This is a genomic window from Luteimicrobium xylanilyticum, assembly GCF_009429125.1.
GTDB classification, from domain to species: domain Bacteria; phylum Actinomycetota; class Actinomycetes; order Actinomycetales; family Cellulomonadaceae; genus Luteimicrobium; species Luteimicrobium xylanilyticum.
On the sequence record NZ_CP045529.1, the window covers coordinates 71,551 to 92,652 of the forward strand.

Below are 21,102 nucleotides of genomic sequence, written 5' to 3' on the forward strand. Positions count from 1 at the left end.
GTCACGCGGCCTGGAGCGGCCGGGAGAACGACTTGCGCAACGACGACGGCGCCACGAGCGGCAGCAGCGCTGCCAGCAGCTTGCGCTTGGCCCCCTCGGGCTCGCGGGTCAGCTCGACGTCGATGCGGGTCGTGCCGTCGTCCTCGGGGGTGAGCTGGAAGGTCCAGCCGCCGCCGGGGCCGAAGACCTTGGAGTCCCGCGTGGTGACGACGACGCGACGGCGCTCGACGTCCCAGTCGTAGCGGGCCCGTTCCCAGGCGGACGCGGTGCCCTCGGTCACCTCGGCCCAGTCGTCGCCGATCGCGTGGACCTCGAAGTGGTCGGCGTCGATGCTGGGCCAGGCGTCGGGGCGGGCGGAGCTGAAGTCGGTGAGGATCTCCATGAGCTCGGTGGCGCTGAGCGCGGAGGTGAGGTGGAAGCGGACGGTGGTCATGGCGGGCTCCTTCGGGTGGGCCGGGGACTCCCGGCGCTGGTCCCACCTTCCTGGGGTGCCGCACCCGCTCGCGCCCGTGCCCTACCCTGGTGCGGCCCCGGGGTGACGGGCCCGTGACCGGTCACGCCGATCGACCAGCGCACACACCGCCCCTCCCAGGAGCGCGCCCACCGCGTAGCGGAGCAGGTCGGTCGCGGCGAACGTCGTGCCGAGCGCGAGCCGGGCCGGGGCCCAGCGTTCGGCGAGGGTGGCCGGCACCCCCGTGAGCTGGAACAGCTCGACCAGCACGCACAGCGCGAACCCGAGCGCGGGCGGGACCCATGCGTGCGCCGTCGGGCGGGCGAGCGCGACCAGCACGACGACGAACGTCGCATACAGCGCGTCGCCCGCCGGGCCGCCCAGGGCGGTGGGCAGGAACGCGCGGGCACCGAGGCCGGTCACCACCACCGCGGCGGCGAGGAGGACCAGGGCGAGGCGGGGACGCATCCGCCGACCCTAGCTACCTCGGTGCTTCACTCACCGTCGAGGACGCAGAACTCGTTGCCCTCGACGTCGGCCAGCACGACGAACGTCTTGTCGTCGCCCTGCCCGACGTCGACGCGCCGGGCCCCGAGCGCCTCGAGCCGCGCGACGTCGGCGCCCTGGTCGGCCGAGCCGAAGTCCAGGTGCAGACGGTTCTTCACGGCCTTGCCCTCGGGTACGGGCTGGAAGACGAGGCTGGGCGGGCCGAGGACGGTCTCGCCCTCCTGCGGGTAGACCACCACCTCACCACGGTCGCCGGACTCGCGACCTGACCACCCCAGGGCCTGGGCCCAGAAGTCCGCGACCACCGCCGGGTCCGCGCTGTCGAACACCGCACCGCTGAACGTGAGCGTCATGCCTCCCACGGTCCCAGGCGTGTCAAGGCTCCACGTCGCGAGCCCTCGCTGCCGAAGACCTGCCCGACGCGTCCCTTCGTAGGGTGGGTGCATGACGTCGGAGCGACAGCGTGCCGAGACCAGATTCCGCGAACCGGACGTCGAAACGGTCCGGGCGCTCGTCGACGACCTGCTGACGAGCTCGGGCGACCCTGCACGCGCGGCCACGGCGTCGTGGGTACGTACGGGCTCGTCGTCGCTCGTCGTCCTGGGGGAGCACACCGCGGTCCGGGTCGCCCGGGACGCGCACGCCGCACCCGAGCTGCTGCGCGCCCAGAGCGTCGTCGACGCCCTGCCCCCCTCCCGTTCGCGGTGCCGCGCTCGGTGGGGGTGGCCACGGTGCACGACGGCGTGACGGCCGTCCCTGTCCGACGTCTTCCGGGGTTGCCGCACGAGCCTGGTCGGGCCGACCCCGTCGAGCTGCGCCGCCTTCTCGCCGCGATCCACGCGCTCGATCCCGCCGTCTTCGGCGGACTGCTTGCGCGCCCTCGCGCGTTCTACGGCGGCGATCGCTGGTACGACGTGCTCACGGAGGACGTCGTCCCGCGACTGCCCTCCTCCCTCCGCGCCCCTGCCCAGGACGCCGTCGACCGGCTCGCGGCCGTCGGTGTCCCGGTGAGAGCTGTGGGGCACGGCGACCTCGCGGGCGCCAACGTCCTGTGGGACGGCGGGCGCGTCGTCGGGGTGCTCGACTGGGATCTCGCGAGCATCGAAGACCCCGCCGAGGACGTCGCGAGCCTCGCCGGATGGCACGGTTGGGACCTCGCGCCTGCGCTCGCCGACCCGGGCACGGTCTCGCGAGCGGCGCTGTTCCACGCCGTCGCACCGCTCACGGTCGTGGCGTTCGCGGTGCTGCACGGTCGTCCCGAGGAGGAGGTCGGACGTGCGGTCTCGCGTGCGACGGACCGGCTCCCGGCCCGGCTGCGCTCGGAGGTGCCCGACGTGCCGAGGCCGCGGCGGGTCCGTTGACCTGCGGCGTCACGTCCGACAGGCTGGGCGAGGTGGCCGCATGGACCGCACGACGACACACAGGGGTGACGGCATGGCTTGGCTGACGGTCTGGCGCTTCGAGACGCCCGACGGCGCGCGTGAGGCTGCTCGGGTCCTGCCCGACCGGCCCGGGGTCCGGCGTGGCGTGGTCACCTGGACGGACGCCGACAAGCACCCCACGCTCACCCTCCACGAGGGCCGGACGTCGATGCGCGAGGTGGGCCGCGACTACCTGCAGGGGATCGTCGGCATGGGCTTCGGTTCGTCGCGCGGTACCGCCTACCTGGCGGGCGGGGGCCTCGAGCTCGAGCTCGGGATGGACTGGCGGGTCGCGGACGAGATCGAGGACGCGCTGGTGCGAGGTACGTCCGCGGTGGTGCTCGCGTCCGAGGACGGCGCCGACGTCGAGGCGGTGCGGTCCGCGCTCGTCGGTGGCGCCGTCGTCGTCGACCGGGAGCTCACGCAGGACGAGAGCGTCCTGCGGACCTGAGGAGAGCGTCGCGAATCATCTGACCGACGTCGGTGGCCTCCTTCGTTGTCGGACAGCGGCAGTTCAAGGAGCGTTGCGGACGTAGTGGGAACCGCGCCGCTCACCTCGGAGCTCGAGTTGGCCGGTGTCGACGAGTCGCTTGAGGACAGTGCGTGCCTGGAGCGGTGTGAGGCGACACAGCTCAGCAGTCTTCGCGCGTGTGATGCTTCCCCACCGGTCTACGTATGCGAGCACCATCTGGTCCTGTTGGATGGGCTCGGTGTCCTGGAGCCGCACGTACGCGCTGGCCTGTGCAGACCGGTAGAAAGCGGCCGTCAGGTAGTACTGGCGTCCGCGCCCGGAGCCTCGGGTCTCGACCAGGCCGGCCTCCGTCAAACGTGTCAGGTCGTCACGCAGCGAAGAACCGGTGAGATCGAGGGTGTCGAGAAGTTCGGCGAGGGACGCGTGGCCGGCGGCCTTGAGCTCATGAAGCACCCGCAGATGACGGAGCGGCAGTGGCGTCCCCGTTTCTTCTTCGCGCTCGATCACGAAGCGCACCATCTCGATGTCCGAGTCGCTCGTAGGAACGGTGAGGATGACCGCCTTGTCGTTTGTGGCCGAGTAATCAGGAACGCTGCGGCCGAGCCTCAGAAGCTCGCGGTGCATCTCGGGCACGCCGCGGCCGTATCGGTCGACGAGGCCGGCGCGTTTGAAGGCCTCGGCGAGGATCACGCTGCGCGGCTTGGAATCATCAAGGAGGTTCGCGAGCGTTATGCCAGGAGGGAAGCCTCCCGGGCTGGCAACTCTGAGGCGGTCGTCGGAGAGCTGGATGCTCACGGGGCCCAGCTCGGCGTAATCACGGTGGACCAGTGCGTTGGCGACCGCCTCGCGGACGACCGTCGCAGGAAGGCGTGGGATGCCAACTCGGTAGAGGCCGAGCATCAACTCCTGTTCCGAGTTCCGGACGCTGATGAGCTCCTCGATGTGGTCCGCGGCGCGCAGGAGAGGATAGCGAAACACCTGGTTCGTCGAAATCCGGCCGTCGCGCTGTTCCTGAAACAAGACCTCGGCTGTCGGCACGTGAGCCATGAGCGTTCTCTCGGTACCGAAGAGCAGTGCGGCTCCGAGGGTCAGCTCGCCGGTATCGGGACGCACGACGCGAAGTGCTCGCAGGATCTCCTCATCCCCGGCTGACGCAAGTCCGCGGTCACCCTTGCCGCTTGCACAGAGTCGTCGAAACCGGTCGAACTCCTGGGCGCTGAGGTCGTCCGTTGTCAGTCCCCGGGCTGGCGCCTCTGCGTAGTCACGGCCCTGCGCGCTCAATCCCGCGGAGATCAGCTCGTGTGCGCGATATGGAACGCACTCAGGAGTGCCGTCTGACTTGGTGGAGCGGCGCACGAACAACCCCGACTTGGTGCCGACGGGCGATTCGGCTCGACTGACCTGGATGACTGCGACCTCAAGGCCGTCGACGGAGACCAGCTCGACCGTGGTCGCGGTCGGAGGCTCTGTCTTGTTGAGGATGAGGCCACGAAGCTTGTCGGGGTCGGTGCGGTTGCCGTGGCGTGGAGCGAGCCCGGTGATCCGTCCGTCGTCCTCGATGCCGACAAGGAGTTGGCCACCCTGTCCGTTGGCGAGACAGACCACCGCCTCCACGATGTCGGTGTCGCTCAGCCCTTTGTCCCGTTTGAACTCCACGCTGAATGTCTCACCGTGCGCGGCGAGCTGTCGCACCTCGTCGGGGGTCACGAGTCCATAGTTGTTCATAACTATGGACCTTGCAACGTGGGGCCATGTGGGCTGCGGGACCTATGTATATCTATGGCGCGGCGCCCGGGGTGCCGATGCTCCGGTCCTACCGGCGGGGGGCGGTGCCCTCGACGACCTCCCCGTACGCGGCGACGAACCGTCCGAGCAGCGCGACGAGCTGCTCGGCGTCGTCGTCGCCGAGGGCGGCGAGGGCGGCGTCGTACTGGCCGAGCGTGCGGGCGATCGCGTCCTCGAAGAGCTGGAGGCCGGACGCACTGGCCTCGAACACGTACGCGCCCTTCTCGGGGTCGCGCCGCCGCTCGAGGAGCCCGGCCTGGTGGGCGGCGTTGACCTGCCGGTTGACGGTGGACTGCTCGAGGTTGAGCTCTTCGGCGATCTGGCGGAGCGTGCGGGGGGTCTCGTCGCTGAAGAGCCACAGGAGCCGGCCGTCGGCGACGTTGAGCCGGCCGTGGTGCTCGGCGACGCGTCGGTGCTGGTCGAGCCGGAAGAGTGCGGATGCGGTGCGGCCACCGGGCGTCGCCACGGCGTCGTGGTCGCCGCGGGTCCGCGTGGGCTGTGCGGGTGCGCTCATGTCTCCTCCTGCGCGCGGGGCGCCTTTGCTCCGAGCAAATATGTAGGTAGCATACATGAGCCCCTCGTTTGTGTAACGTGCACATCCCTCGGAAGAGAGCCCCCGTGAACCCGCCCTCCACCACGCCGCGCGGCAACGACCGCGCCGTGCTCGTCATCGGCGTGCTGCTCTTCGGCAGCCTCTGCGCCGCGCTGATGCAGTCTCTCGTCATCCCCATCCAGTCGGAGCTGCCCCAGCTCCTCGACACGAGCGTCAGCAACGCCTCGTGGGTCGTGACCGCCACGCTCCTCGGTGGCGGCGTCGCGATGCCGCTCGTCGGACGGCTCGCCGACCTCGTCGGCAAGAAGCCCGTGCTCGTCACGGCCGCGACGATCCTCGTCGCCGGCTCGCTGATCTGCGCGCTCTCCGACTCGCTCGCGATGGTCCTCGTCGGTCGCGTCCTGCAGGGCATCGCGATGGGCTACATCCCCGTCGCCATCTCGATGGTGCGCGAGGTCGCCCCGCCGCAGATGGTCAACGGCGCCGTCGCCGGCGTCTCCGCCACGCTCGGCGTCGGCGGCGCGCTCGGCCTGCCGCTCGCCGCCTGGATCGCCCAGGACCACGACTGGCACGCCCTGTTCTGGGTCTCGACCGTCCTCCCTGTCGCGATCGCCCTGCTGTCCGCCGCTTTCCTGCCGAACACCCACGACGCGCACCCCGGGCGCATCGACGTCGTCGGGGCCGTCGGCCTGGCGGTCGGCCTGGTGGGCGTGCTCGTCGGCGTCTCCAAGGGCAACGACTGGGCAACGACTGGGGCTGGGGCGAGGCCTCGACGATCGCCATGATCGCCGGCGGCGTCGTCGTGCTGCTGCTCTGGGGCTGGTACGAGAAGCGTCACGACGACCCGCTGGTCGACCTGCGCACCATGGGCAAGCGCCCCGTCCTGCTGACCAACATCGCGGCCGTCCTCATCGGCTTCGGGATGATGGCGCAGTCGATCGTCGTGCCGCAGCTCCTCGAGCTTCCCGAGGCCCTCGGTGGCCTCGGCCAGACGATCCTCCAGGCCGGCCTGTGGCTCGCGCCCGGCGGCCTCATGATGATGCTGTTCTCGCCGGTGTCCGCGAAGCTCCTCACCCGCCTGGGCGGCCGGATCACCCTCGCGACCGGCGCGTTCGTGCTCTCTGCCGGCTACGTCGTCGCCGTGTTCATGACCAACGCGCCCTGGCAGCTCCTCGTGGCCTCGTGCATCGTCTGCGCGGGCGTGGGCATCGGCTATGCCGCGATGCCGACGCTCATCCTCACCAACGTCCCGGCCGCCGAGGCCGCGTCGAGCGTGTCGGTCAACACCCTCATGCGCTCGATCGGCACGACGGTCGCCGGCGCGGTCATGGCCGTGGTCCTCACGAGCCGGACGGTCGCCATCGGGGGCGCGGAGATCCCGACGCACGGCGCGTTCCGCCTGTGCTTCGTGATCGGCGCGGCCGCCGCGGCGGCGGGTGCGGTCGTCGTGCTGCTCATCCCACGGCGGGGCCGCACGCCCCAGTCCCCCGTCGAGGATGCGCGGCCGGCGGTGAGCGACGAGCTCGCGGTCGCGGCGATCGCCGAGTAGGCCGCCCGAACCCCCTCCGGCCCCGCCGCGGACTCTCCCGCGGCGGGGCCGTCGTCGTTTCTGCGCTGCGCAACACACAGGGCGGCGCTGGAGCCTCGGAGTCTCGCGCCAAGGCGGGCAAACGTCCCGGATCGGCGGCGCTGCTGCGCGTTGCGGGAGTGAGTGTGTTGCGTGGCGCGAAAAGTTGCCCGGCTGCCTGGCGGTCTCCGACACGCACCTTGTCCTTGACTCCGAGCGAGCGCACAGGATAGACCTCTAGAGGCTTAGACAACGCTGTCAGCCAGCGATGTCAGCAGCGTGGTCCGAGCCCCAGTCACACCCCCCACCGGCAACAAGGGCAGGAGACCGACGATGGTGCACCACCCCCAGCCGGGACGTCGCGTATGGCGCGTCCTGGCGGCCTCCGGAGCAGCGGCCGCGCTGCTCACGGGAGCCTTCACCGCAGGACCGGCGACAGCGGCGCAGAAGCTGCCCGCGCTCGTCAAGAACCCGGCCACGTACGTCGACCCGATCATCGGGACGTCGAACGCCGGCAACACCTACCCGGGCGCTGTCGTGCCGTTCGGCATGCTGGCCTGGAGCCCGCAGACGTCGACCGGCAACCAGGCGTCCAACCCCGCGCCGGGCGGGTACCGCTACGACGCGACCCGCATCCGCGGGTTCAGCCTCACGCACCTCAACGGCGTGGGCTGCTCGGGCGCCAACGGCGACATCCCGATCATGCCGTACGTCGGCGACGTCACGACCTCGCCCAGCGCCGACACCAAGGACGCCACGTACGCGAGCACGTTCTCGCACGCGAACGAGAAGGCGGAGGCCGGGTCCTACTCGGTCCGCCTCGACAGCGGGGCGAGCGCCTCGCTCACGACGACGCAGCGCACCGGGACCGGCTTGTTCGGCTTCCCCGCGGGCAAGTCCGCGAGCATGCTCTTCCGCACGTCGAACGCGGAGTCGGGCAGCGCCGACGCGACGGTGAAGGTCGACCCGAAGACCCGGACGGTCACCGGCTCGATCTCGGCGGGGAACTTCTGCGGGCCGCAGAGCGCCAACAACCGCCACGACGGCTACACGCTCTACTTCACGGCCCACTTCGACACGAAGTTCAAGGCCGAGGGCACGTGGAAGGACGACACCCTGACGCCCGGCTCGACGTCGGCGTCGGGCGGGACGGGCTACTCCTCCAGCGGCAACCCGGTCGCCGGCAAGGGCTCCGGCGCGTACGTGACGTTCCCCGCGGGGACCCGGCAGGTGCAGGTCAAGGTCGCGATCTCCTACGTGAGCGCCGCCAACGCCGAGCTCAACCTCAAGGCCGAGAACCCGAAGAAGCAGACCTTCGACAAGACCCGCGCGCAGGCCGTCAAGGCGTGGGACAAGGCCCTGAGCGCCGTCCAGATCGGCGGCGGAACCCAGGACCAGCGCACCACCTTCTACACGGCCCTCTACCACTCGATGCTCGAGCCCACGCTCACGAGCGACGTCGACGGGCGCTACCTCGGCGGTGACCGCAAGGTCCACACCGTCACCCGGAAGTACCAGGACGAGCAGTACGGCACGTTCTCCGGCTGGGACCAGTACCGCGGCCAGGTGCAGCTCCTCGCCCTGCTGAACCCCGATGTCGCGAGCGACTACGCGCAGTCCCTCAAGAACTACGCCGACCAGCGCGGGGGCGAGTGGGACCGCTGGCTCCTCGAGAACATGAAGACCAGCGTCATGTCGGGCGACCCGTCCGCCGCGGCGCTCGCGGGCATGGTCGCGTTCGGGGCGAAGGGCTTCGACGTCAAGGGCTCGCTCGCCTCGCTCGTCACCGCCGCGACCGTCCCGACGGCCAACGACAAGAGCAGCGCGGGCTGCAACGTCGAGTGCGTCGGCCAGCGGCCCGCCCTCGACCAGTACCTCAAGATCGGGTACGTCCCCGCGGACGACTGCCACTGCTGGGGCGGCGCGGCCGAGACCCTCGAGGACTCCGCGGCCGACGCCGGCATCTCCGAGCTGGCGTCCGGGCTCGGCAAGAACGCGCTCGCGTCCGAGTTCCGTGACCGCTCGGCTGCGTGGACGAACGTCTTCGACCCCGACGCCACGTCCGACGGCGGCTACATGCGCAACCGCGCGGCCGACGGCACCTGGTCGGGAGCGAGCTTCAGCCCGTCGACGGGCGCGGGCTTCGTCGAGGGCTCGAGCGCGCGCTACACGTGGATGACCTACTCCGACGTCGCGGGCCTCGCGTCCGCGCTCGGCGGCAAGCAGGCCATGGTCGACCGGCTCGACTCGTTCTTCCGCGCCGACGACGGCACGTTCGACTTCTCCGCGAAGGACGACGCCAAGTACGACCCGACCAACGAGCCCGACATCAACGCGCCGTACCTGTACGACTACGTCGGCGCGCCGTACAAGACGCAGGAGACCGTCCGGGCGGAGCTCGACCAGCTCTGGACGGCCGACTCCGGCGGCATCCCCGGCAACGACGACGCCGGGACCATGTCTTCCTGGTACGTCTGGTCCGCGCTGGGCATGTACCCGCAGAACCCGACCCGCGCCGACCTGGTCCTGACGTCGCCGCTGTTCCCGCGCGCCGTCGTGCACACGGGCAACGGCCGGACCATCACCGTGAACGCGCCCGCCGCGTCCTCGAAGAACGTCTACATCAAGGACCTGCAGGTCACGGGGGCGAAGTCGAACCGACCGTGGGTGCCCGCGTCGTTCGTGACGAAGGGCGGCACGCTCGACTACACGCTCGTCGCCAAGGCTCAGAAGTCGTGGGGCAAGGCCGCGAAGGACGCGCCGCCGTCGTACCGCGACGGAGAGATCCCGGCGTTCGTCCGGTCCACGGGTGACGTCAAGGTCGAGCCGGGCTCCACGGCGAAGACGTCGCTCACGATGTCGACCATGACGGGCAAGCAGGTGCGGGTGCGCTGGAGCGTCGACGCGCCGGACGGCCTCAAGGTGACGCCGGCGTCGAGTGCGGTGACCGTGCCGAAGTCCGGCCAGGTCACCGTCCCAGTGACGGTCAAGGCGACGAAGAAGGCCGCCGACGGCGTGTACACGGTCCCGGTGACCGTCACGACGACCGCCGGGCAGCGGATCACGGCCGCGCCGCTCACGGTGACGGTCGGGACCAAGGGCACGCTGAGCTGGTACGTCAACAACCGCGGCATCTCGGCCTCGGACGACGACCCGAAGGCGAACTTCGACGGCGAGGGCTGGAGCTACTCGGCGGCGGCGCTCGCGGCGGCCGGCGCGAAGCCGGGCGGCACGGTCTCGGCGAACGGGTTCGACTTCACGTGGCCCGACGTGGCGCCGGGGTCGCCCGACAACGTCGTGGCCGGCGGAGGGGACCAGGTGCTCGACCTGAGCGCGACGTCGAAGGGCGCGACCGAGCTCGCGTTCCTCGGCAGCGCGAGCGAGGGCCAGGCGTCCGGCGACGTCACCCTGACGTACACGGACGGGTCCACGCAGACGGCGACCATCGGGTTCAGCGACTGGACCCTCGGTGGGGGCGGCGGTTCCCCGCAGTTCGGGAACGTCGTCGCGCTGCAGACCGCGTACCGCGACCAGTCCGGTCAGGGCAAGGACCCTGTGAAGACGGACATCTTCGCGACCGCGCCCATCGCCCTCGAGGCCGGCAAGCAGCTCAAGAGCGTGACGCTGCCGGACGAGGTCGACGGCGGCGACCTGCACGTGTTCGCCGTCGCGACGGCCTGACGGCCACCTGACGGACGGCCCGGCCGGGGTGAGGCTCAGCCCCCGGTCGGGCCGTCGTCGTGCCCGGGGACCGAACCCCGCAGGAGCCGGGCCAGGATGGCGGCGAGCCGGGGCTCGACGTCGACGAGCGCGTGCCCGAGGCGCGGGTCGCTGCGGTACAGCGCGAGCACCTCCTCGCCGGGGGTCGCGATCTGCCAGAACGCGCCGGCGAGCGCGACAGCGGTCGCGACGACGTCGACCGCCGACGCCTCCGGGAGCGCGGGGAGGGCGGCGCGCGTGGCCGCCACGATCTCGTCGAGCTCCGCGTGCGTCACGAGCTTGAACGCGCGCACCGCCTCGACCGACACGTTGCGCTCGAGATTGAGCGGAGCCTGGGCCAGCAGGTCGCAGAACGTCCCGCGCGCCGTGAGCGTGCGCGCGTAGGCGGCGGCCACGGAGGCCGGCGTGGGGTCGGTGTCGCGCGCGAGCTCGGCTCGGAGCGCGGGCCCCCACTCGCGCCAGCCGTCGGCGGTGAGCCGCAGGAAGATCTCCTCGCGCGTCTCGAAGTACCGCAGCAGCGCGGACTTGTGCATCCCGACGGCGTCGGCGACGTCGGTGAGCGTGATCTCGCGGATGCCGCGCTGCGCAGCGAGTCGCCGGGCTGCGTCGAGGATCGCAGTCTCGCGGGCGAGCTTGGCCTCGGCGCTGCGGGCGCGCTGGAAGCTGGTCGAGGTCACTCGGCGAGTGTAGCGCAACGCCGTTGCACTATTAAGAGAACGGTGTTGTACTAACTGTCATGCAGCAGACATGGTTCATCACCGGTTCCTCCCGCGGCTTGGGCCGCGCCCTCGCCCGCGCGGCGCTCGACGCCGGCGACACGGTCGCCGCGACCGCGCGCCGGCCCGAGGCCCTCGCCGACCTCGTCGCCGAGTACGGCGACCGGGTCCGCCCGATCGCCCTCGACGTCACCGACCCCGACGCCGTCGGCGCGGCGCTCGCGGAGGCGCGCGAGGTCTTCGGGCGCGTCGACGTCGTCGTCAACAACGCCGGCTACGCGAACGTCGCGCCCATCGAGACCGCGGACGACGCCGACGTCCGCGAGCAGTTCGAGACCAACTTCTGGGGCGTCTACCACGTGTCCAAGGCGGCGATCCCGCTCCTGCGCGCGCAGGGTGGCGGGCTCGTCATCCAGTTCTCCTCCGTAGGCGGGCGCGTCGGCGGCTCGCCGGGCATCGCGTCGTACCAGGCCGCCAAGTTCGCGATCGACGGGTTCAGCCGCGTGCTGCGCGCCGAGACCGCGCCGTTCGGGGTCAAGGTGCTCGTCGTCGAGCCGAGCGGGTTCCGCACGGACTGGGCCGGCGCCTCGATGACCGTCCACGAGGTGCCGGAGGCGTACGCGGGGACGGTCGGGGCTGCCGTCCGTGACCCCGCGACGTTCCCGGGCGACCCCGAGCGGGCGGCGGCGATCCTCGTCCGCGTCGCGAAGCGCGACGACGTCCCCGAGCACCTGCCGCTCGGCGCGGTCGCGTCCGCGATGTCCGTGGCGCAGGACGAGCGGCTGCTCGCCTCGGACCGGCGGTGGGCCGCCGTGAGCGTCTCGGCCGACGTCGGCCAGCCGTACCCGGTCGAGCTCCCGGACGACGTCCTCGGCTGAGGGCGGACGGCGCTCCGCCCTCGGGGGGCGGGGTGCAGACTGGGCGGATGACCGACTGGAACCAGGGCATCATCGACGAGTTCCGCGCCACCGGCGGGACCGTGACCAACTTTGGCCGGGGCCTCGTGCTCCTGCACCACCGCGGCGCGAAGTCCGGGACCGAACGCGTGAGCCCGGTCGCGGCGATCCGCGAGTCCGACGACGCGTGGTTCGTCGCGGCCTCGAAGGGCGGGGCGCCCGACAACCCCGCCTGGTTCCACAACCTGCTCGCACATCCCGACGTGGAGATCGAGACCCCCGACGACGGCACGGTCGCCGTGCACGCCGTCCGGCTCGAGGGGGTCGAGCGGGACGAGGCGTGGGAGCGGTTCAAGGAGCGGTCGGAGGGCTTCCGGTCGTACGAGGCGAAGACGACGCGCACCATCCCGGTGCTGCGCCTGAGCCGGGTCGAGAGCTGACCCGAGTGCAACCGATGGGTTGCATTTCGTGGGAGCCGGTGCAACGATCGGGTTGCTGCACACGCGACCGAGAGGAAGTGCCATGACCACGACCAACGAGCCCGCCGTCATCGACGACGCGGCCTTCCAGGTCACCCGCACCATCCGCATCGCGGCTCCCCGGGAGCGCGTGTGGGCCGCCCTCACCGAGGAGGACCTCATCGCCCGATGGTTCCCGCAGCGCGCGAGCCTCCCGGACGCGCACGCCGGGACCGAGGGAACCTTTACGTTCGACGGCTACGGCGACATCCCCGTCCGTGTCGACGAGAGCGAGGAGCCCCACGTGTTCGCGTACACGTGGGGGACACCCGGTGAGCCCCTCGCGCCCGACAACTCCACCCAGGTCCGGTTCACGCTCGCCGCCGACGGCGACGCCACCGTCCTCACCGTCGTCGAGACCGGCTTCGAACGCCTCGCCGACCCGTCCGGCGCCATGCGCGGCAACCGCGAGGGGTGGACGAGCGAGCTCGACAAGCTCGTGGCCTTCGCCGAGGCGGGCGTCGCCGCGGGGAGCCCGACGTCGTGAGCGGAGGATCCGCAGCCGTGGCGGGTGTCGTCCCCGTGTTCAACGCTCTCGGCGACGACACCCGCTGGACGATCCTCCAGCACCTCGGCGAGGCCGATCTGTCGGCGTCGGCGCTCGCGGAACGGCTCCCCGTCACCCGGCAGGCGATCGCCAAGCACCTGACCGTCCTCGCGGACGCCGGGCTCGTGGAGCCGGTCCGCGTCGGGCGCGAGGTGCGGTACCGGGCGCTCGGCGCGCGGCTCACCGAGACCGCGCGCGCCCTCGAAGCCGTCGGCGCTGCGTGGGACCGGCGCCTGGACGCACTCAGGCAGCTGATCGAGAAGGGGTAGCCCCCCCGACGACGCCCGGTTCAGCCGGGGTGATCAGCGCGACCTTCGTCGTCGTCCGGGACGCGACCGTGAGGTTCTTCAGCGCGGCGCGCACTCCGCCCTTGGTCATGCCGCAGGCGTCGACGGGCCAGTGGACGAGCACGGCGTGCCCATCGGCGGCCACGAGCCAGAGCGGCGGCACCAGCTCAGCGATCGCCGCGCAGGCCAGGTTGGCAGGCGGCCGGTCGTCCGGCTCGGCGAGCGCGGCGAGCAGCGCCGTGAGATCGCCCGTGTATCGGACCCGCTCGACGGCGGACCACAGCCCGTCCGCGTCGCTCACCGTCACGTTCACCGGGCACTCCACCACGGCGACCGCGACGAAGCCGTCCGGCACCCGGCCCGCCCGGGGCAAGGCCGCGTCGGCGCTGGGGGTCCCGGAGCCGTCGTCGGGCGTGGGACACGTGGCCGCGTCCTGGACGGACGCGTCCGGGACGTGCGTCACCCGCGGGTCCAGCGCGGCGGGAACGTGCGAGCACCCGGCGAGCACCGCAGCGCCGAGCGCCAGTGCGAGCAGTGCGAGCATCGTGCGGACGGCGGTGCCGCGTCGTGGGGAAGCCACGGATCCATCGTGCCGCCGCGCACAGGCGACACCCACCGTGCCCAGGTCACGATCCGGCACCGATCCCCGGCGGGTCGGCTGTGCGCGAGCCGCCGTCCGGCGGCAGGATGGCGGCTCGACAGACCCGACGTCAGGAGCGCGCGACCGATGGAGCACACCCCCCGTGGCCTCGCCCCGTCGACGCGCATCCTCCTGACGATCGCGGCAGCCGTCGTCGCCCTCGCCGGGCTGCACGCCGCGCGCGGCGTCTTCGGCCCGATCGCCCTGGGTGCCGTCATCGTCATCATCGTGCTGCCGCTGCGGGCGCCGCTCGTGGCCCGGGGCTGGCCGTCCTGGGTCGCGAACACCGCGGTGATCGTCGCGGCCTACCTCATCCTCGCGGTCCTGCTCGCGATGCTCGTGTTCGCGGGAATCCAGTTCGGTCACCTCGTCGCCGAGTACCTCGACGACCTGCGGAGGACCGTCGACGACCTCGCCGACCGGCTCACCGACCTCGGGGTGACGTCCTCGGCCGCGGACGACGCGACCCAGTGGCTCGACCCGTCGACCCTCGTCTCGCTGGGCACGAAGATCAGCGGCACCGCGGCCTCGGTCGCGGGCGCGTTCTTCTTCGTCCTCGCCTACGTGATCTTCATGGCCGTCGACGCCGCCCGGTACAGCAACGCCCGCGGGCTGTTCGGGGCGACGCGCGGCGTCGTGATCGACCGCGCCACCGCGTTCAACGACGGCGTGCGGCGCTACTTCGTCGTCAACGCGACGTTCGGCGCGATCGTCGCCGCCGTCGACGGCCTCGCGCTGTGGCTGCTCGGCGTCCCCGCCCCGGCGGTGTGGGCGATCCTCGCGTTCGTCACGAACTTCATCCCGAACATCGGATTCGTCCTCGGGCTGGTGCCGCCGGCGGTGCTGGCGGTCGTCGTCGGCGGGTGGCCGCTGGCGCTCGCGGTCGTGGCGGTCTACTGCGTGGTCAACGTGGTCCTGCAGGTCCTCGTCCAGCCGAAGTTCGTCGCCGACACGGTGAGCCTGAGCCTCACGCTCAGCTTCGCGTCGGTGGTCTTCTGGACGTTCGTGATCGGTCCGCTGGGCGCGATCCTCGCGATCCCGCTCACGCTGCTCTTCCGGACGCTCGTGCTCGAGCCCGATCCGGGTGCCGGCTGGCTGCGGTGGCTGTCGGGCGATCCTGCGGCGCGTGACCTCGAGCGCGGCCCCGAGATGTGACGGTCGGTGCCCGCGCACGGTAACCCGACTCCGGCTGCTCCGCCGTTCCGGGGCCCCGTCGCGCCGTCGTGAGCGTGCGCACGTGCGTGGCACAGCGCGTGTGCGCACGCTGGGGTGAGCCGCGACGAAGGAGCAAGCATGCGTGCACTGACCTGGCAGGGCCGGCAGGACGTCCGGGTCGAGGACGTCCCCGACCCGAGGATCCTCGAGCCGACGGACGCGATCGTCCGCATCACCTCGACCGCCGTCTGCGGGTCGGACCTGCACCTCTACGGCGTGCTCGGCGCCTACCTCGAGCCGGGTGACGTCCTGGGGCACGAGCCGATGGGCATCGTCGAGGAGGTCGGCTCGGAGGTCCAGCACATCAAGCCCGGCGACCGCGTCGTCGTGCCCTTCAACATCGCGTGCGGCACGTGCTGGATGTGTCGGCGAGGGCTCCAGACCCAGTGCGAGACGACCCAGGTCCGTTCGCGGTCCAAGGGCGCCGAGCTCTTCGGGTACACCAGCCTCTACGGACAGGTGCCCGGCGGCCAGGCCGAGTACCTGCGCGTCCCGCAGGCCCAGTACGGGCCGATCCGGGTGCCCGACGACGGCGAGCCCGACGAGCGCTACCTCTACCTCTCCGACGTGGTCCCGACGGCGTGGCAGGCCGTCGAGTACGCGGACGTCCCGCCCGGCGGGTCGGTCGTCGTGCTCGGTCTGGGTCCCATCGGCCAGCTCAGCGCGAGGATCGCGCGTCACCGTGGCGCGGCCCGGGTGATCGGCGTCGACCGTGTGGGCGAGCGGCTCGAGATGGCCCGCCGGCACGGGATCGACACCCTGGACCTCCGCGAGGTCGACGACCTGCCCGCCGCGGTCAGGGAGCTCACGGACGGTCGGGGACCCGACGCGGTGATCGACGCCGTCGGCATGGAGGCGCACGGGTCGCCCGTGTCCGAGACGCTGCAGAAGGGCGCCTCGGTGCTGCCCGGCGTCGTCGGCCGCCCGCTCATCGAGAGGGCGGGGATCGACCGCCTCGCCGCCCTGCGTTCCGCGATCACCGCCGTGCGGCGAGGCGGGACGGTCTCGCTGTCGGGGGTCTACGGAGGTGCCGTCGACCCGCTTCCCCTCATGGAGATGTTCGACAAGCAGCTCACGGTGCGCATGGGGCAGGCCAACGTCCGCCGGTGGATCGACGACACCCTTCCGCTCGTCTCCGACCCCGACGACCCGCTCGGCGTCCTCGACCTGCGCACGCACCGGCTGCCGCTCGAGGACGCGCCGGGCGCGTACGCGATGTTCCAGCGCAAGGAGGACGGTTGCATCAAGGTCGTCCTCGACCCCACGCTGCCGGCCACCGGTACGCGCTCCGCCACGCAGGGGGCGGCATGAGGGTCGTCGTGGTGGGGGGAACCGGCAACGCGGGCTCCGCGGTGCTGCGGGCGCTCGCCGAGGAGCCGGTCGTCGCGTCGGTGCTCGGGGTGGCCCGTCGGCTCCCCGACCGGGGCGCCGCTCCCTATGACGGCGCCCGGTGGGAGACCTTCGACGTCGGCGCCGAGACGCGCGGACCCGAGGAGGAGCGGCGGCTGGTCGCCGGGCTCACCGAGCTGCTCACCGGGGCGGACGCCGTCGTGCACCTGGCGTGGCTGATCCAGCCGAACCGGGAGCGCGCGCTGCTGCGCCGGACCAACGTGGACGGCACGCGGCGGGTCGCGCAGGCGTGTGTCCAGGCCGGGGTGGGGCACCTCGTCGTGGCTTCGTCGGTGGGTGCGTACTCACCCGTCGACGACGACGTGCCGCGCGACGAGTCGTGGCCCACCGGCGGCGTCCGCACCTCCCACTACAGCGTGGACAAGGCCGCCCAGGAGGCCGTGCTGGACGAGATCGAGCGTGAGCAGGGCGTCGCGGGGCCGCTCGTCGTGACCCGCCTCAGGCCCTCGCTGATCTTCCAGGGGGACGCGGGGGAGGAGGTCGCCCGGTACTTCCTGGGGCCGCTGGTCCCGCGCGCCGTGGCCACGCCGGGTCGCCTGCCCGTCGTCCCGCTGCCCGCCGGCCTGCGGTTCCAGGCGACGCACGCCGACGACGTCGGGCGGGCGTACGTCGCGGCCGTCACCCGCCGGGACGCCGCTCGCGGAGCCTTCAACGTGGCGTCGGAGCCCGTCCTGCGCGCGTCCGACGTCGCCGGGGTGCTCGACCACGGCCGGTCCGTCGCGCTCCCACCCGCCCTGGTGCGCCGGGTGCTCGCGCTCGCGTGGGGTGTCCACGCCGTCCCGACCGACCCCGGCTGGCTCGACATGGCCATGGGCGCGCCGCTCATGGACACCACGAGAATCCGCGAGCGTCTCGGCTGGGCCCCGCGCTACGACGCGGTCGACACCTTGCGCGAGCTCCTCGACGGCATCGCGCACCGGCGGGGGCTCCGCAGCCGGCCGATGGCCGGGGCGCGGCGGGACTGACCGTCGTCAGGCCGGCGGGTGCCAGTCGAGGATCCAGTCGAGCCGCCGCGCCGCCCGCGGCAGCACCCACCGCCCGACGGCGCGCATCCCCAGGTCCCGCGCGCTCACGAGGAGGGGCGAGCGCCACGTCGTCGCGGCCCCGACCTGCGCGGACATCCGCGCGACGCGCTGCGTCCGGCCCTTGCGCGCCGCGGTGTACGCGGCGAGCGCGGGGCTGACCAGGTCTCCGCCTGACGGGGTGCCCCGCAGGCGCGCCGCGAGGACGACGGCGTCCTCGATCGCCTGCGCCCCACCCTGGCCGAGGTTGGGGGGCATGGCGTGCGCGGCGTCCCCGAGGAGCGCGACGCGCCCGACGTCGTAGCGCGGTAGGGGTTCCTTCAGCCAGCGCAGGTCGTGGTGCAGCAGGGCCGCGGGGTCGAGGCCGTCGAGGAGTGCGCGCAGCGGCGGGTGCCAGTGCCCGAACCGTCGTTGCAGCTCGCCGATCTCGTCGGTGAAGCGCGTGCCCTCGGGGAGCGTCGCGGTGAGGTAGCAGTAGACGCGGCCGTCGGCGAGGGGCGTCAGCCCGACGACGGACCCACGCCCCCACGTCTCGGCGGGCTCGACCGCCACGGGTTCCGGGGTGACGAACCGCCACGCGGTGACGCCCGCGTAGACGGGCCCGGGGTGCCCGGGGAACAGGGCGGTGCGGACGGGGGAGTCGATGCCGTCGGCGGCCACGACCACGTCCGCGGAGAGCTCGGCCTCCTCATCGTCGCGTGCGCGCACCCGCACGGTCGCGCGCTCCGCCGGGCCGCCCGGGTCGACCCCGGTGACGGTCGTGCCCAGCCGGACGGCGCCGTCGTCGAGCGCGCCGCGGAGCAGGTCGACGAGCTGGGGCCGGTGGAGGAGCACGGTCGGCTCGGGGCCGACCATCGACGCGTCGCCGCGGACGAGCCAGCGCCCGTCGGGGCGGCGCAGCCCGACCGGCCCCTGGAGGGCCGCGAGGTCACGGACCGGGTCGCCGGGGCCGATGCTGTCGAGCGCGCGCACCGCGTTGGGGGCGAGGGCGAGGCCCGCGCCGACGGGTTCAAGGGACGCCGCCCGTTCGAGGACCGTCGCGTCCCAGCCCCGGCGGCGCAGCGCGACCGCGGCGGTCAGTCCGCCGATCCCGCCGCCGACCACGACGGCCTTCCTGTCGTGGGTCATCCGCCGATTCTGCTCCGGGTCGGGCCGTGCGTCCCGGTCAGCGGCGGCGCCACAGCATCACGACGGCGGCCACGCCGGGGAGGCAGGGCAGCACCTGGAACCAGGCGACGGCGGGCGCGAGGCCGACGTCCCCCGACGTGTCGGTGACGGTGAGGCCAGTGAGCGCGAGCCCCGCACCCACGACGAGGAGCCCGGTGGCGACGGCCGCGGTCCAGCGCCGGCCGCGGTGCGCCCCGCGGATCGTGACGAGCCAGCCGACGATCCCGAGCACCCCGACGGTCGCGAGGATCGCGAGGTACGCCGCGACGGCGGCATCGACCTCCCGCGCGGTGTACGCGGGGTACCCGGCGCGGACGTGGTCGGCGAGCTCGCGTGTGGTGGCGGCGTCGACGAACGGGACGACGGTCGCGACGACCGTCAGGGCGAACCCGAGCCACAGGGTGGCGGTGAGGCGCGCCTGGCGGGAGGTGGTGGTGCGGGGTGCCGCGCCGGTGGCGAGGGTCATGGCGTGGCTCCTTTCTGAGTGACTGTCTGTCGGTGGGGTTCAGGCTAGCTCTTGAGAGAGTCACTGTCACTAAGAAAGTGAATGTCAGATAAGCTTGCGACATGGCCGGCCTTCGAGAGCAGTGGCGTCGCAGCGCGATGCAGACCATCCAGGAGCGCGCCCTCGATCTCTTCGACGAGCGGGGCTTCGCCGCCGTGACCATCGAGCAGGTCGCCGCCGCGGCGGACGTGTCGCCGTCGTCGGTGTACCGGTACTTCGGCACCAAGGAGGGGCTGCTGGTCGCGGACGAGTTCGACTCGATGGACGACGGCGCCCTCGCGGCGCTGCTCGACCCCGCCGACCCCGTCGGCAGCATGGTCCGCGTCGTGCAGCGCTACGAGGCGCCCGACGACGCCGAAGGGAGTGGGGCGACAGCCCGCCGGCGCGTGCGGTACTTCTTCACCGAGCCTTCCGTCCGGGCGGCGGTCTGCGGCGTGCTCGACCGTGCCGCCGGTCGCGTCGCCCCGCTGCTGACCGCCGGTGGCCTCACGGCTACCCAGGCGCGCGTCGTCGCGCACGCCGTCGCGTTCGGCTACTTCGCCGCCCTCGAGTCCTGGTTCGACGACGGCGGTCAGCGACCGATCGCCGGTTACGTCGAGGAGGGGCTCGCCCCGTTGCGCCGGATCTGGGCCTGAGGGGCCGACGCCCTCAGTCGGCGAGCACGCGCACCTGGGCAGCCGGCAGGGTCGACCACCGGTGGTCGTGGCGCGCGTAGGGCGCGGCTGCCGGTCCGTGACCAGTGCCCGCAGGCTGCGGGCCTCGGCGTCGAGCCGTGCCCACACGTCGCCGGGCTGTCGCCGAGTACGAGGGTTTCCGCCGAGTACGAGGCCCTGGTGCTCGTACTCGCGGGAAACCCTCGTACTCGGCGCCGGGCCCGGCTAGCGGAGCCGGTCGGCGACCTTCCCCGCCGTGCGCTGGAGTGCACCGACGACCCGCTCGGTGTCGACGTCCTGCCGTCCCTCCCAGGTCACCGCGACGGCGGCTCGCACGTCGGGCGAGCCCACGACGACGGCCACGCTGCGGAACCCGAGCGTGACCTCGCCGTCCTCGACGGCGTAGCCGCGGCGCCGAGTGTCGACGAGGACGGCGCGGAGCTGGGACGGCGTCGTGGGGCCGAGGCCGGTGCGGTCGGTGAACGCGGCCCGGTCGGGGTAGAGGGCGCGGACCTGGGACGCGGGCAGCGCGGCGAGGACCGCCCGGCCCGACGCCGTGAGGTGCGCTGGCAGCCGCACCCCGACGTCCGTGACGAGCGGCGGCCGGCCGGGCGCGCGCTCCTCGAGGAGGTAGACGACGTCGGACCCGTGCAGCACGGCCAGGTGCGACGAGTGCCCGACCTCGTCGACGAGCCGCGCGAGCGGGAGCCGCGCCAGGCGCGCGAGCCCCTCCTGGCGGCTGTAGCCCTGCCCGACCTCCCACGCCGCGAGCCCGACGCCCCACGTGCGGTCCTCGGGGTAGTGCACGACGAACGACTCGGCAGCCATCGCGGTGAGCAGGTGGTAGGTCGTCGAGCGGGGGAGGTCGAGGTGGGCCGCGATGGCGGCTGCGGGGACGGGGGCCGGGCGCGTGGACAGATAGCGCAGGATGCGGAGGGTCGCGGTCGCGGCGGGGACGGGTCGGGGCACCCCACCATCGTCGCGCTCCGGTCGTCGCTTGTCTCGGATCCGAGACCCGATCGCCTTGTAGTGCCTGGGATCCGCGTGCTT

General features: G+C 72.6%; 24 protein-coding genes. 14 read left to right on the forward strand and 10 right to left on the reverse strand.

The window, feature by feature from the left end; all coding sequences use genetic code 11:
- Position 1: 1 nt before the first annotated feature.
- The 3 genes from KDY119_RS00305 to KDY119_RS00315 form a co-directional block, all read right to left on the reverse strand.
- Positions 2–433, reverse strand: a complete 432-nt coding sequence (locus KDY119_RS00305) for a hypothetical protein (protein ID WP_036955199.1) — start codon at positions 431–433, stop codon at positions 2–4.
- Positions 434–514: 81 nt separating this feature from the next.
- On the reverse strand, positions 515–919 hold the full coding sequence (locus KDY119_RS00310) for a ribosomal maturation YjgA family protein (protein ID WP_153021784.1): 405 nt from the start codon (positions 917–919) through the stop codon (positions 515–517).
- Between the two features lie 26 nt (positions 920–945).
- On the reverse strand, positions 946–1,311 hold the full coding sequence (locus KDY119_RS00315) for a VOC family protein (RefSeq protein WP_036955197.1): 366 nt from the start codon (positions 1,309–1,311) through the stop codon (positions 946–948).
- A gap of 91 nt (positions 1,312–1,402) precedes the next feature.
- Here KDY119_RS00315 and KDY119_RS18770 point away from each other — a divergent pair, with 91 nt between their 5' ends.
- The 3 genes from KDY119_RS18770 to KDY119_RS00325 all read left to right on the forward strand — a co-directional run bounded on the left by KDY119_RS18770 (position 1,403) and on the right by KDY119_RS00325 (position 2,830).
- On the forward strand, positions 1,403–1,705 hold the full coding sequence (locus tag KDY119_RS18770) for a hypothetical protein (protein ID WP_051136987.1): 303 nt from the start codon (positions 1,403–1,405) through the stop codon (positions 1,703–1,705).
- Positions 1,702–2,319: a phosphotransferase family protein gene (locus KDY119_RS18775; RefSeq protein ID WP_194174294.1), complete on the forward strand. Its 618-nt coding sequence runs from the start codon at positions 1,702–1,704 to the stop codon at positions 2,317–2,319. Before KDY119_RS18770 ends, KDY119_RS18775 begins: the two co-directional genes overlap by 4 nt.
- 73 nt (positions 2,320–2,392) lie before the next feature.
- Positions 2,393–2,830, forward strand: coding sequence for a hypothetical protein (locus tag KDY119_RS00325; protein ID WP_036955196.1), 438 nt, complete (start codon positions 2,393–2,395; stop codon positions 2,828–2,830).
- Between the two features lie 63 nt (positions 2,831–2,893).
- Here KDY119_RS00325 and KDY119_RS00330 read toward each other — a convergent pair whose 3' ends face one another.
- Positions 2,894–4,558 (reverse strand): RNA-binding domain-containing protein, encoded by a 1,665-nt coding sequence (locus tag KDY119_RS00330; RefSeq protein ID WP_227994450.1) that lies wholly within the window; start codon positions 4,556–4,558, stop codon positions 2,894–2,896.
- Between the two features lie 106 nt (positions 4,559–4,664).
- A complete protein-coding gene (locus KDY119_RS00335) occupies positions 4,665–5,150 on the reverse strand; it encodes a MarR family winged helix-turn-helix transcriptional regulator (RefSeq protein ID WP_153021785.1) in 486 nt (161 codons plus the stop codon).
- A 104-nt stretch (positions 5,151–5,254) separates the two neighbouring features.
- Here KDY119_RS00335 and KDY119_RS18975 point away from each other — a divergent pair, with 104 nt between their 5' ends.
- The 3 genes from KDY119_RS18975 to KDY119_RS00345 all read left to right on the forward strand — a co-directional run bounded on the left by KDY119_RS18975 (position 5,255) and on the right by KDY119_RS00345 (position 10,437).
- Entirely contained in the window at positions 5,255–5,974 is a 720-nt protein-coding gene (locus KDY119_RS18975; RefSeq protein WP_227994451.1) for an MFS transporter, read from the forward strand.
- Positions 5,971–6,738, forward strand: coding sequence for an MFS transporter (locus KDY119_RS18980; RefSeq protein ID WP_227994452.1), 768 nt, complete (start codon positions 5,971–5,973; stop codon positions 6,736–6,738). The genes KDY119_RS18975 and KDY119_RS18980 overlap by 4 nt, the downstream gene beginning before the upstream one ends.
- Before the next feature lie 351 nt (positions 6,739–7,089).
- Positions 7,090–10,437 (forward strand): GH92 family glycosyl hydrolase, encoded by a 3,348-nt coding sequence (locus KDY119_RS00345; RefSeq protein ID WP_153021786.1) that lies wholly within the window; start codon positions 7,090–7,092, stop codon positions 10,435–10,437.
- A gap of 35 nt (positions 10,438–10,472) precedes the next feature.
- Here the strand turns inward: KDY119_RS00345 and KDY119_RS00350 are convergent, their stop codons facing one another.
- On the reverse strand, positions 10,473–11,153 hold the full coding sequence (locus KDY119_RS00350; RefSeq protein ID WP_036955194.1) for a TetR family transcriptional regulator: 681 nt from the start codon (positions 11,151–11,153) through the stop codon (positions 10,473–10,475).
- Positions 11,154–11,212: 59 nt separating this feature from the next.
- Here KDY119_RS00350 and KDY119_RS00355 point away from each other — a divergent pair, with 59 nt between their 5' ends.
- The 4 genes from KDY119_RS00355 (at position 11,213) to KDY119_RS00370 (ending at position 13,422) form a co-directional block, all read left to right on the forward strand.
- On the forward strand, positions 11,213–12,070 hold the full coding sequence (locus KDY119_RS00355) for an SDR family NAD(P)-dependent oxidoreductase (protein WP_036955193.1): 858 nt from the start codon (positions 11,213–11,215) through the stop codon (positions 12,068–12,070).
- 47 nt (positions 12,071–12,117) lie between these two features.
- Positions 12,118–12,528, forward strand: coding sequence for a nitroreductase/quinone reductase family protein (locus KDY119_RS00360; RefSeq protein WP_036955191.1), 411 nt, complete (start codon positions 12,118–12,120; stop codon positions 12,526–12,528).
- 82 nt (positions 12,529–12,610) lie between these two features.
- A complete protein-coding gene (locus tag KDY119_RS00365; RefSeq protein WP_051136984.1) occupies positions 12,611–13,093 on the forward strand; it encodes an SRPBCC family protein in 483 nt (160 codons plus the stop codon).
- 17 nt (positions 13,094–13,110) lie between these two features.
- Positions 13,111–13,422: an ArsR/SmtB family transcription factor gene (locus KDY119_RS00370; RefSeq protein ID WP_036955188.1), complete on the forward strand. Its 312-nt coding sequence runs from the start codon at positions 13,111–13,113 to the stop codon at positions 13,420–13,422.
- On the opposite strand, the gene KDY119_RS00375 is transcribed toward KDY119_RS00370, so the two are convergent.
- Positions 13,397–14,020 (reverse strand): hypothetical protein, encoded by a 624-nt coding sequence (locus tag KDY119_RS00375; protein ID WP_148284335.1) that lies wholly within the window; start codon positions 14,018–14,020, stop codon positions 13,397–13,399. The genes KDY119_RS00370 and KDY119_RS00375 overlap by 26 nt on opposite strands.
- 147 nt (positions 14,021–14,167) lie before the next feature.
- Here KDY119_RS00375 and KDY119_RS00380 point away from each other — a divergent pair, with 147 nt between their 5' ends.
- The 3 genes from KDY119_RS00380 (at position 14,168) to KDY119_RS00390 (ending at position 17,670) form a co-directional block, all read left to right on the forward strand.
- Complete coding sequence (locus tag KDY119_RS00380; RefSeq protein ID WP_036955183.1) at positions 14,168–15,235, forward strand: AI-2E family transporter; 1,068 nt, start codon at positions 14,168–14,170, stop codon at positions 15,233–15,235.
- 138 nt (positions 15,236–15,373) lie between these two features.
- Complete coding sequence (locus KDY119_RS00385) at positions 15,374–16,606, forward strand: zinc-dependent alcohol dehydrogenase (RefSeq protein WP_036955180.1); 1,233 nt, start codon at positions 15,374–15,376, stop codon at positions 16,604–16,606.
- Positions 16,603–17,670 carry an NAD-dependent epimerase/dehydratase family protein gene (locus KDY119_RS00390; RefSeq protein WP_036955179.1) on the forward strand — a complete coding sequence of 356 codons (1,068 nt, stop codon included), beginning with the start codon at positions 16,603–16,605 and terminating at the stop codon, positions 17,668–17,670. Before KDY119_RS00385 ends, KDY119_RS00390 begins: the two co-directional genes overlap by 4 nt.
- A gap of 6 nt (positions 17,671–17,676) precedes the next feature.
- On the opposite strand, the gene KDY119_RS00395 is transcribed toward KDY119_RS00390, so the two are convergent.
- Positions 17,677–18,855 carry an FAD-dependent monooxygenase gene (locus KDY119_RS00395; RefSeq protein WP_036955177.1) on the reverse strand — a complete coding sequence of 393 codons (1,179 nt, stop codon included), beginning with the start codon at positions 18,853–18,855 and terminating at the stop codon, positions 17,677–17,679.
- A gap of 37 nt (positions 18,856–18,892) precedes the next feature.
- Positions 18,893–19,360, reverse strand: coding sequence for a hypothetical protein (locus KDY119_RS00400; RefSeq protein WP_036955176.1), 468 nt, complete (start codon positions 19,358–19,360; stop codon positions 18,893–18,895).
- A 101-nt stretch (positions 19,361–19,461) separates the two neighbouring features.
- Between KDY119_RS00400 and KDY119_RS00405 the strand changes: the two genes are divergently transcribed.
- Positions 19,462–20,034 carry a TetR/AcrR family transcriptional regulator gene (locus KDY119_RS00405; RefSeq protein WP_036955174.1) on the forward strand — a complete coding sequence of 191 codons (573 nt, stop codon included), beginning with the start codon at positions 19,462–19,464 and terminating at the stop codon, positions 20,032–20,034.
- Between the two features lie 243 nt (positions 20,035–20,277).
- Here KDY119_RS00405 and KDY119_RS00410 read toward each other — a convergent pair whose 3' ends face one another.
- Positions 20,278–21,021 carry an IclR family transcriptional regulator gene (locus tag KDY119_RS00410; protein ID WP_036955172.1) on the reverse strand — a complete coding sequence of 248 codons (744 nt, stop codon included), beginning with the start codon at positions 21,019–21,021 and terminating at the stop codon, positions 20,278–20,280.
- Positions 21,022–21,102: the final 81 nt, after the last annotated feature.

Coding starts and splice junctions, on each gene's coding strand:
- KDY119_RS00380 (WP_036955183.1), top strand. CDS start 14,168: ATGGAGCACACCCCCCGTGGCCTCGCCCCGTCGACGCGCATCCTCCTG.
- KDY119_RS00305 (WP_036955199.1), bottom strand. CDS start 433: ATGACCACCGTCCGCTTCCACCTCACCTCCGCGCTCAGCGCCACCGAG.
- KDY119_RS00325 (WP_036955196.1), top strand. CDS start 2,393: ATGGCTTGGCTGACGGTCTGGCGCTTCGAGACGCCCGACGGCGCGCGT.
- KDY119_RS18980 (WP_227994452.1), top strand. CDS start 5,971: ATGATCGCCGGCGGCGTCGTCGTGCTGCTGCTCTGGGGCTGGTACGAG.
- KDY119_RS00390 (WP_036955179.1), top strand. CDS start 16,603: ATGAGGGTCGTCGTGGTGGGGGGAACCGGCAACGCGGGCTCCGCGGTG.
- KDY119_RS00315 (WP_036955197.1), bottom strand. CDS start 1,311: ATGACGCTCACGTTCAGCGGTGCGGTGTTCGACAGCGCGGACCCGGCG.
- KDY119_RS00365 (WP_051136984.1), top strand. CDS start 12,611: ATGACCACGACCAACGAGCCCGCCGTCATCGACGACGCGGCCTTCCAG.
- KDY119_RS00355 (WP_036955193.1), top strand. CDS start 11,213: ATGCAGCAGACATGGTTCATCACCGGTTCCTCCCGCGGCTTGGGCCGC.
- KDY119_RS00345 (WP_153021786.1), top strand. CDS start 7,090: ATGGTGCACCACCCCCAGCCGGGACGTCGCGTATGGCGCGTCCTGGCG.
- KDY119_RS00360 (WP_036955191.1), top strand. CDS start 12,118: ATGACCGACTGGAACCAGGGCATCATCGACGAGTTCCGCGCCACCGGC.
- KDY119_RS00310 (WP_153021784.1), bottom strand. CDS start 919: ATGCGTCCCCGCCTCGCCCTGGTCCTCCTCGCCGCCGCGGTGGTGGTG.
- KDY119_RS00335 (WP_153021785.1), bottom strand. CDS start 5,150: ATGAGCGCACCCGCACAGCCCACGCGGACCCGCGGCGACCACGACGCC.
- KDY119_RS00395 (WP_036955177.1), bottom strand. CDS start 18,855: ATGACCCACGACAGGAAGGCCGTCGTGGTCGGCGGCGGGATCGGCGGA.
- KDY119_RS00405 (WP_036955174.1), top strand. CDS start 19,462: ATGGCCGGCCTTCGAGAGCAGTGGCGTCGCAGCGCGATGCAGACCATC.
- KDY119_RS00385 (WP_036955180.1), top strand. CDS start 15,374: ATGCGTGCACTGACCTGGCAGGGCCGGCAGGACGTCCGGGTCGAGGAC.
- KDY119_RS00400 (WP_036955176.1), bottom strand. CDS start 19,360: ATGACCCTCGCCACCGGCGCGGCACCCCGCACCACCACCTCCCGCCAG.
- KDY119_RS18770 (WP_051136987.1), top strand. CDS start 1,403: ATGACGTCGGAGCGACAGCGTGCCGAGACCAGATTCCGCGAACCGGAC.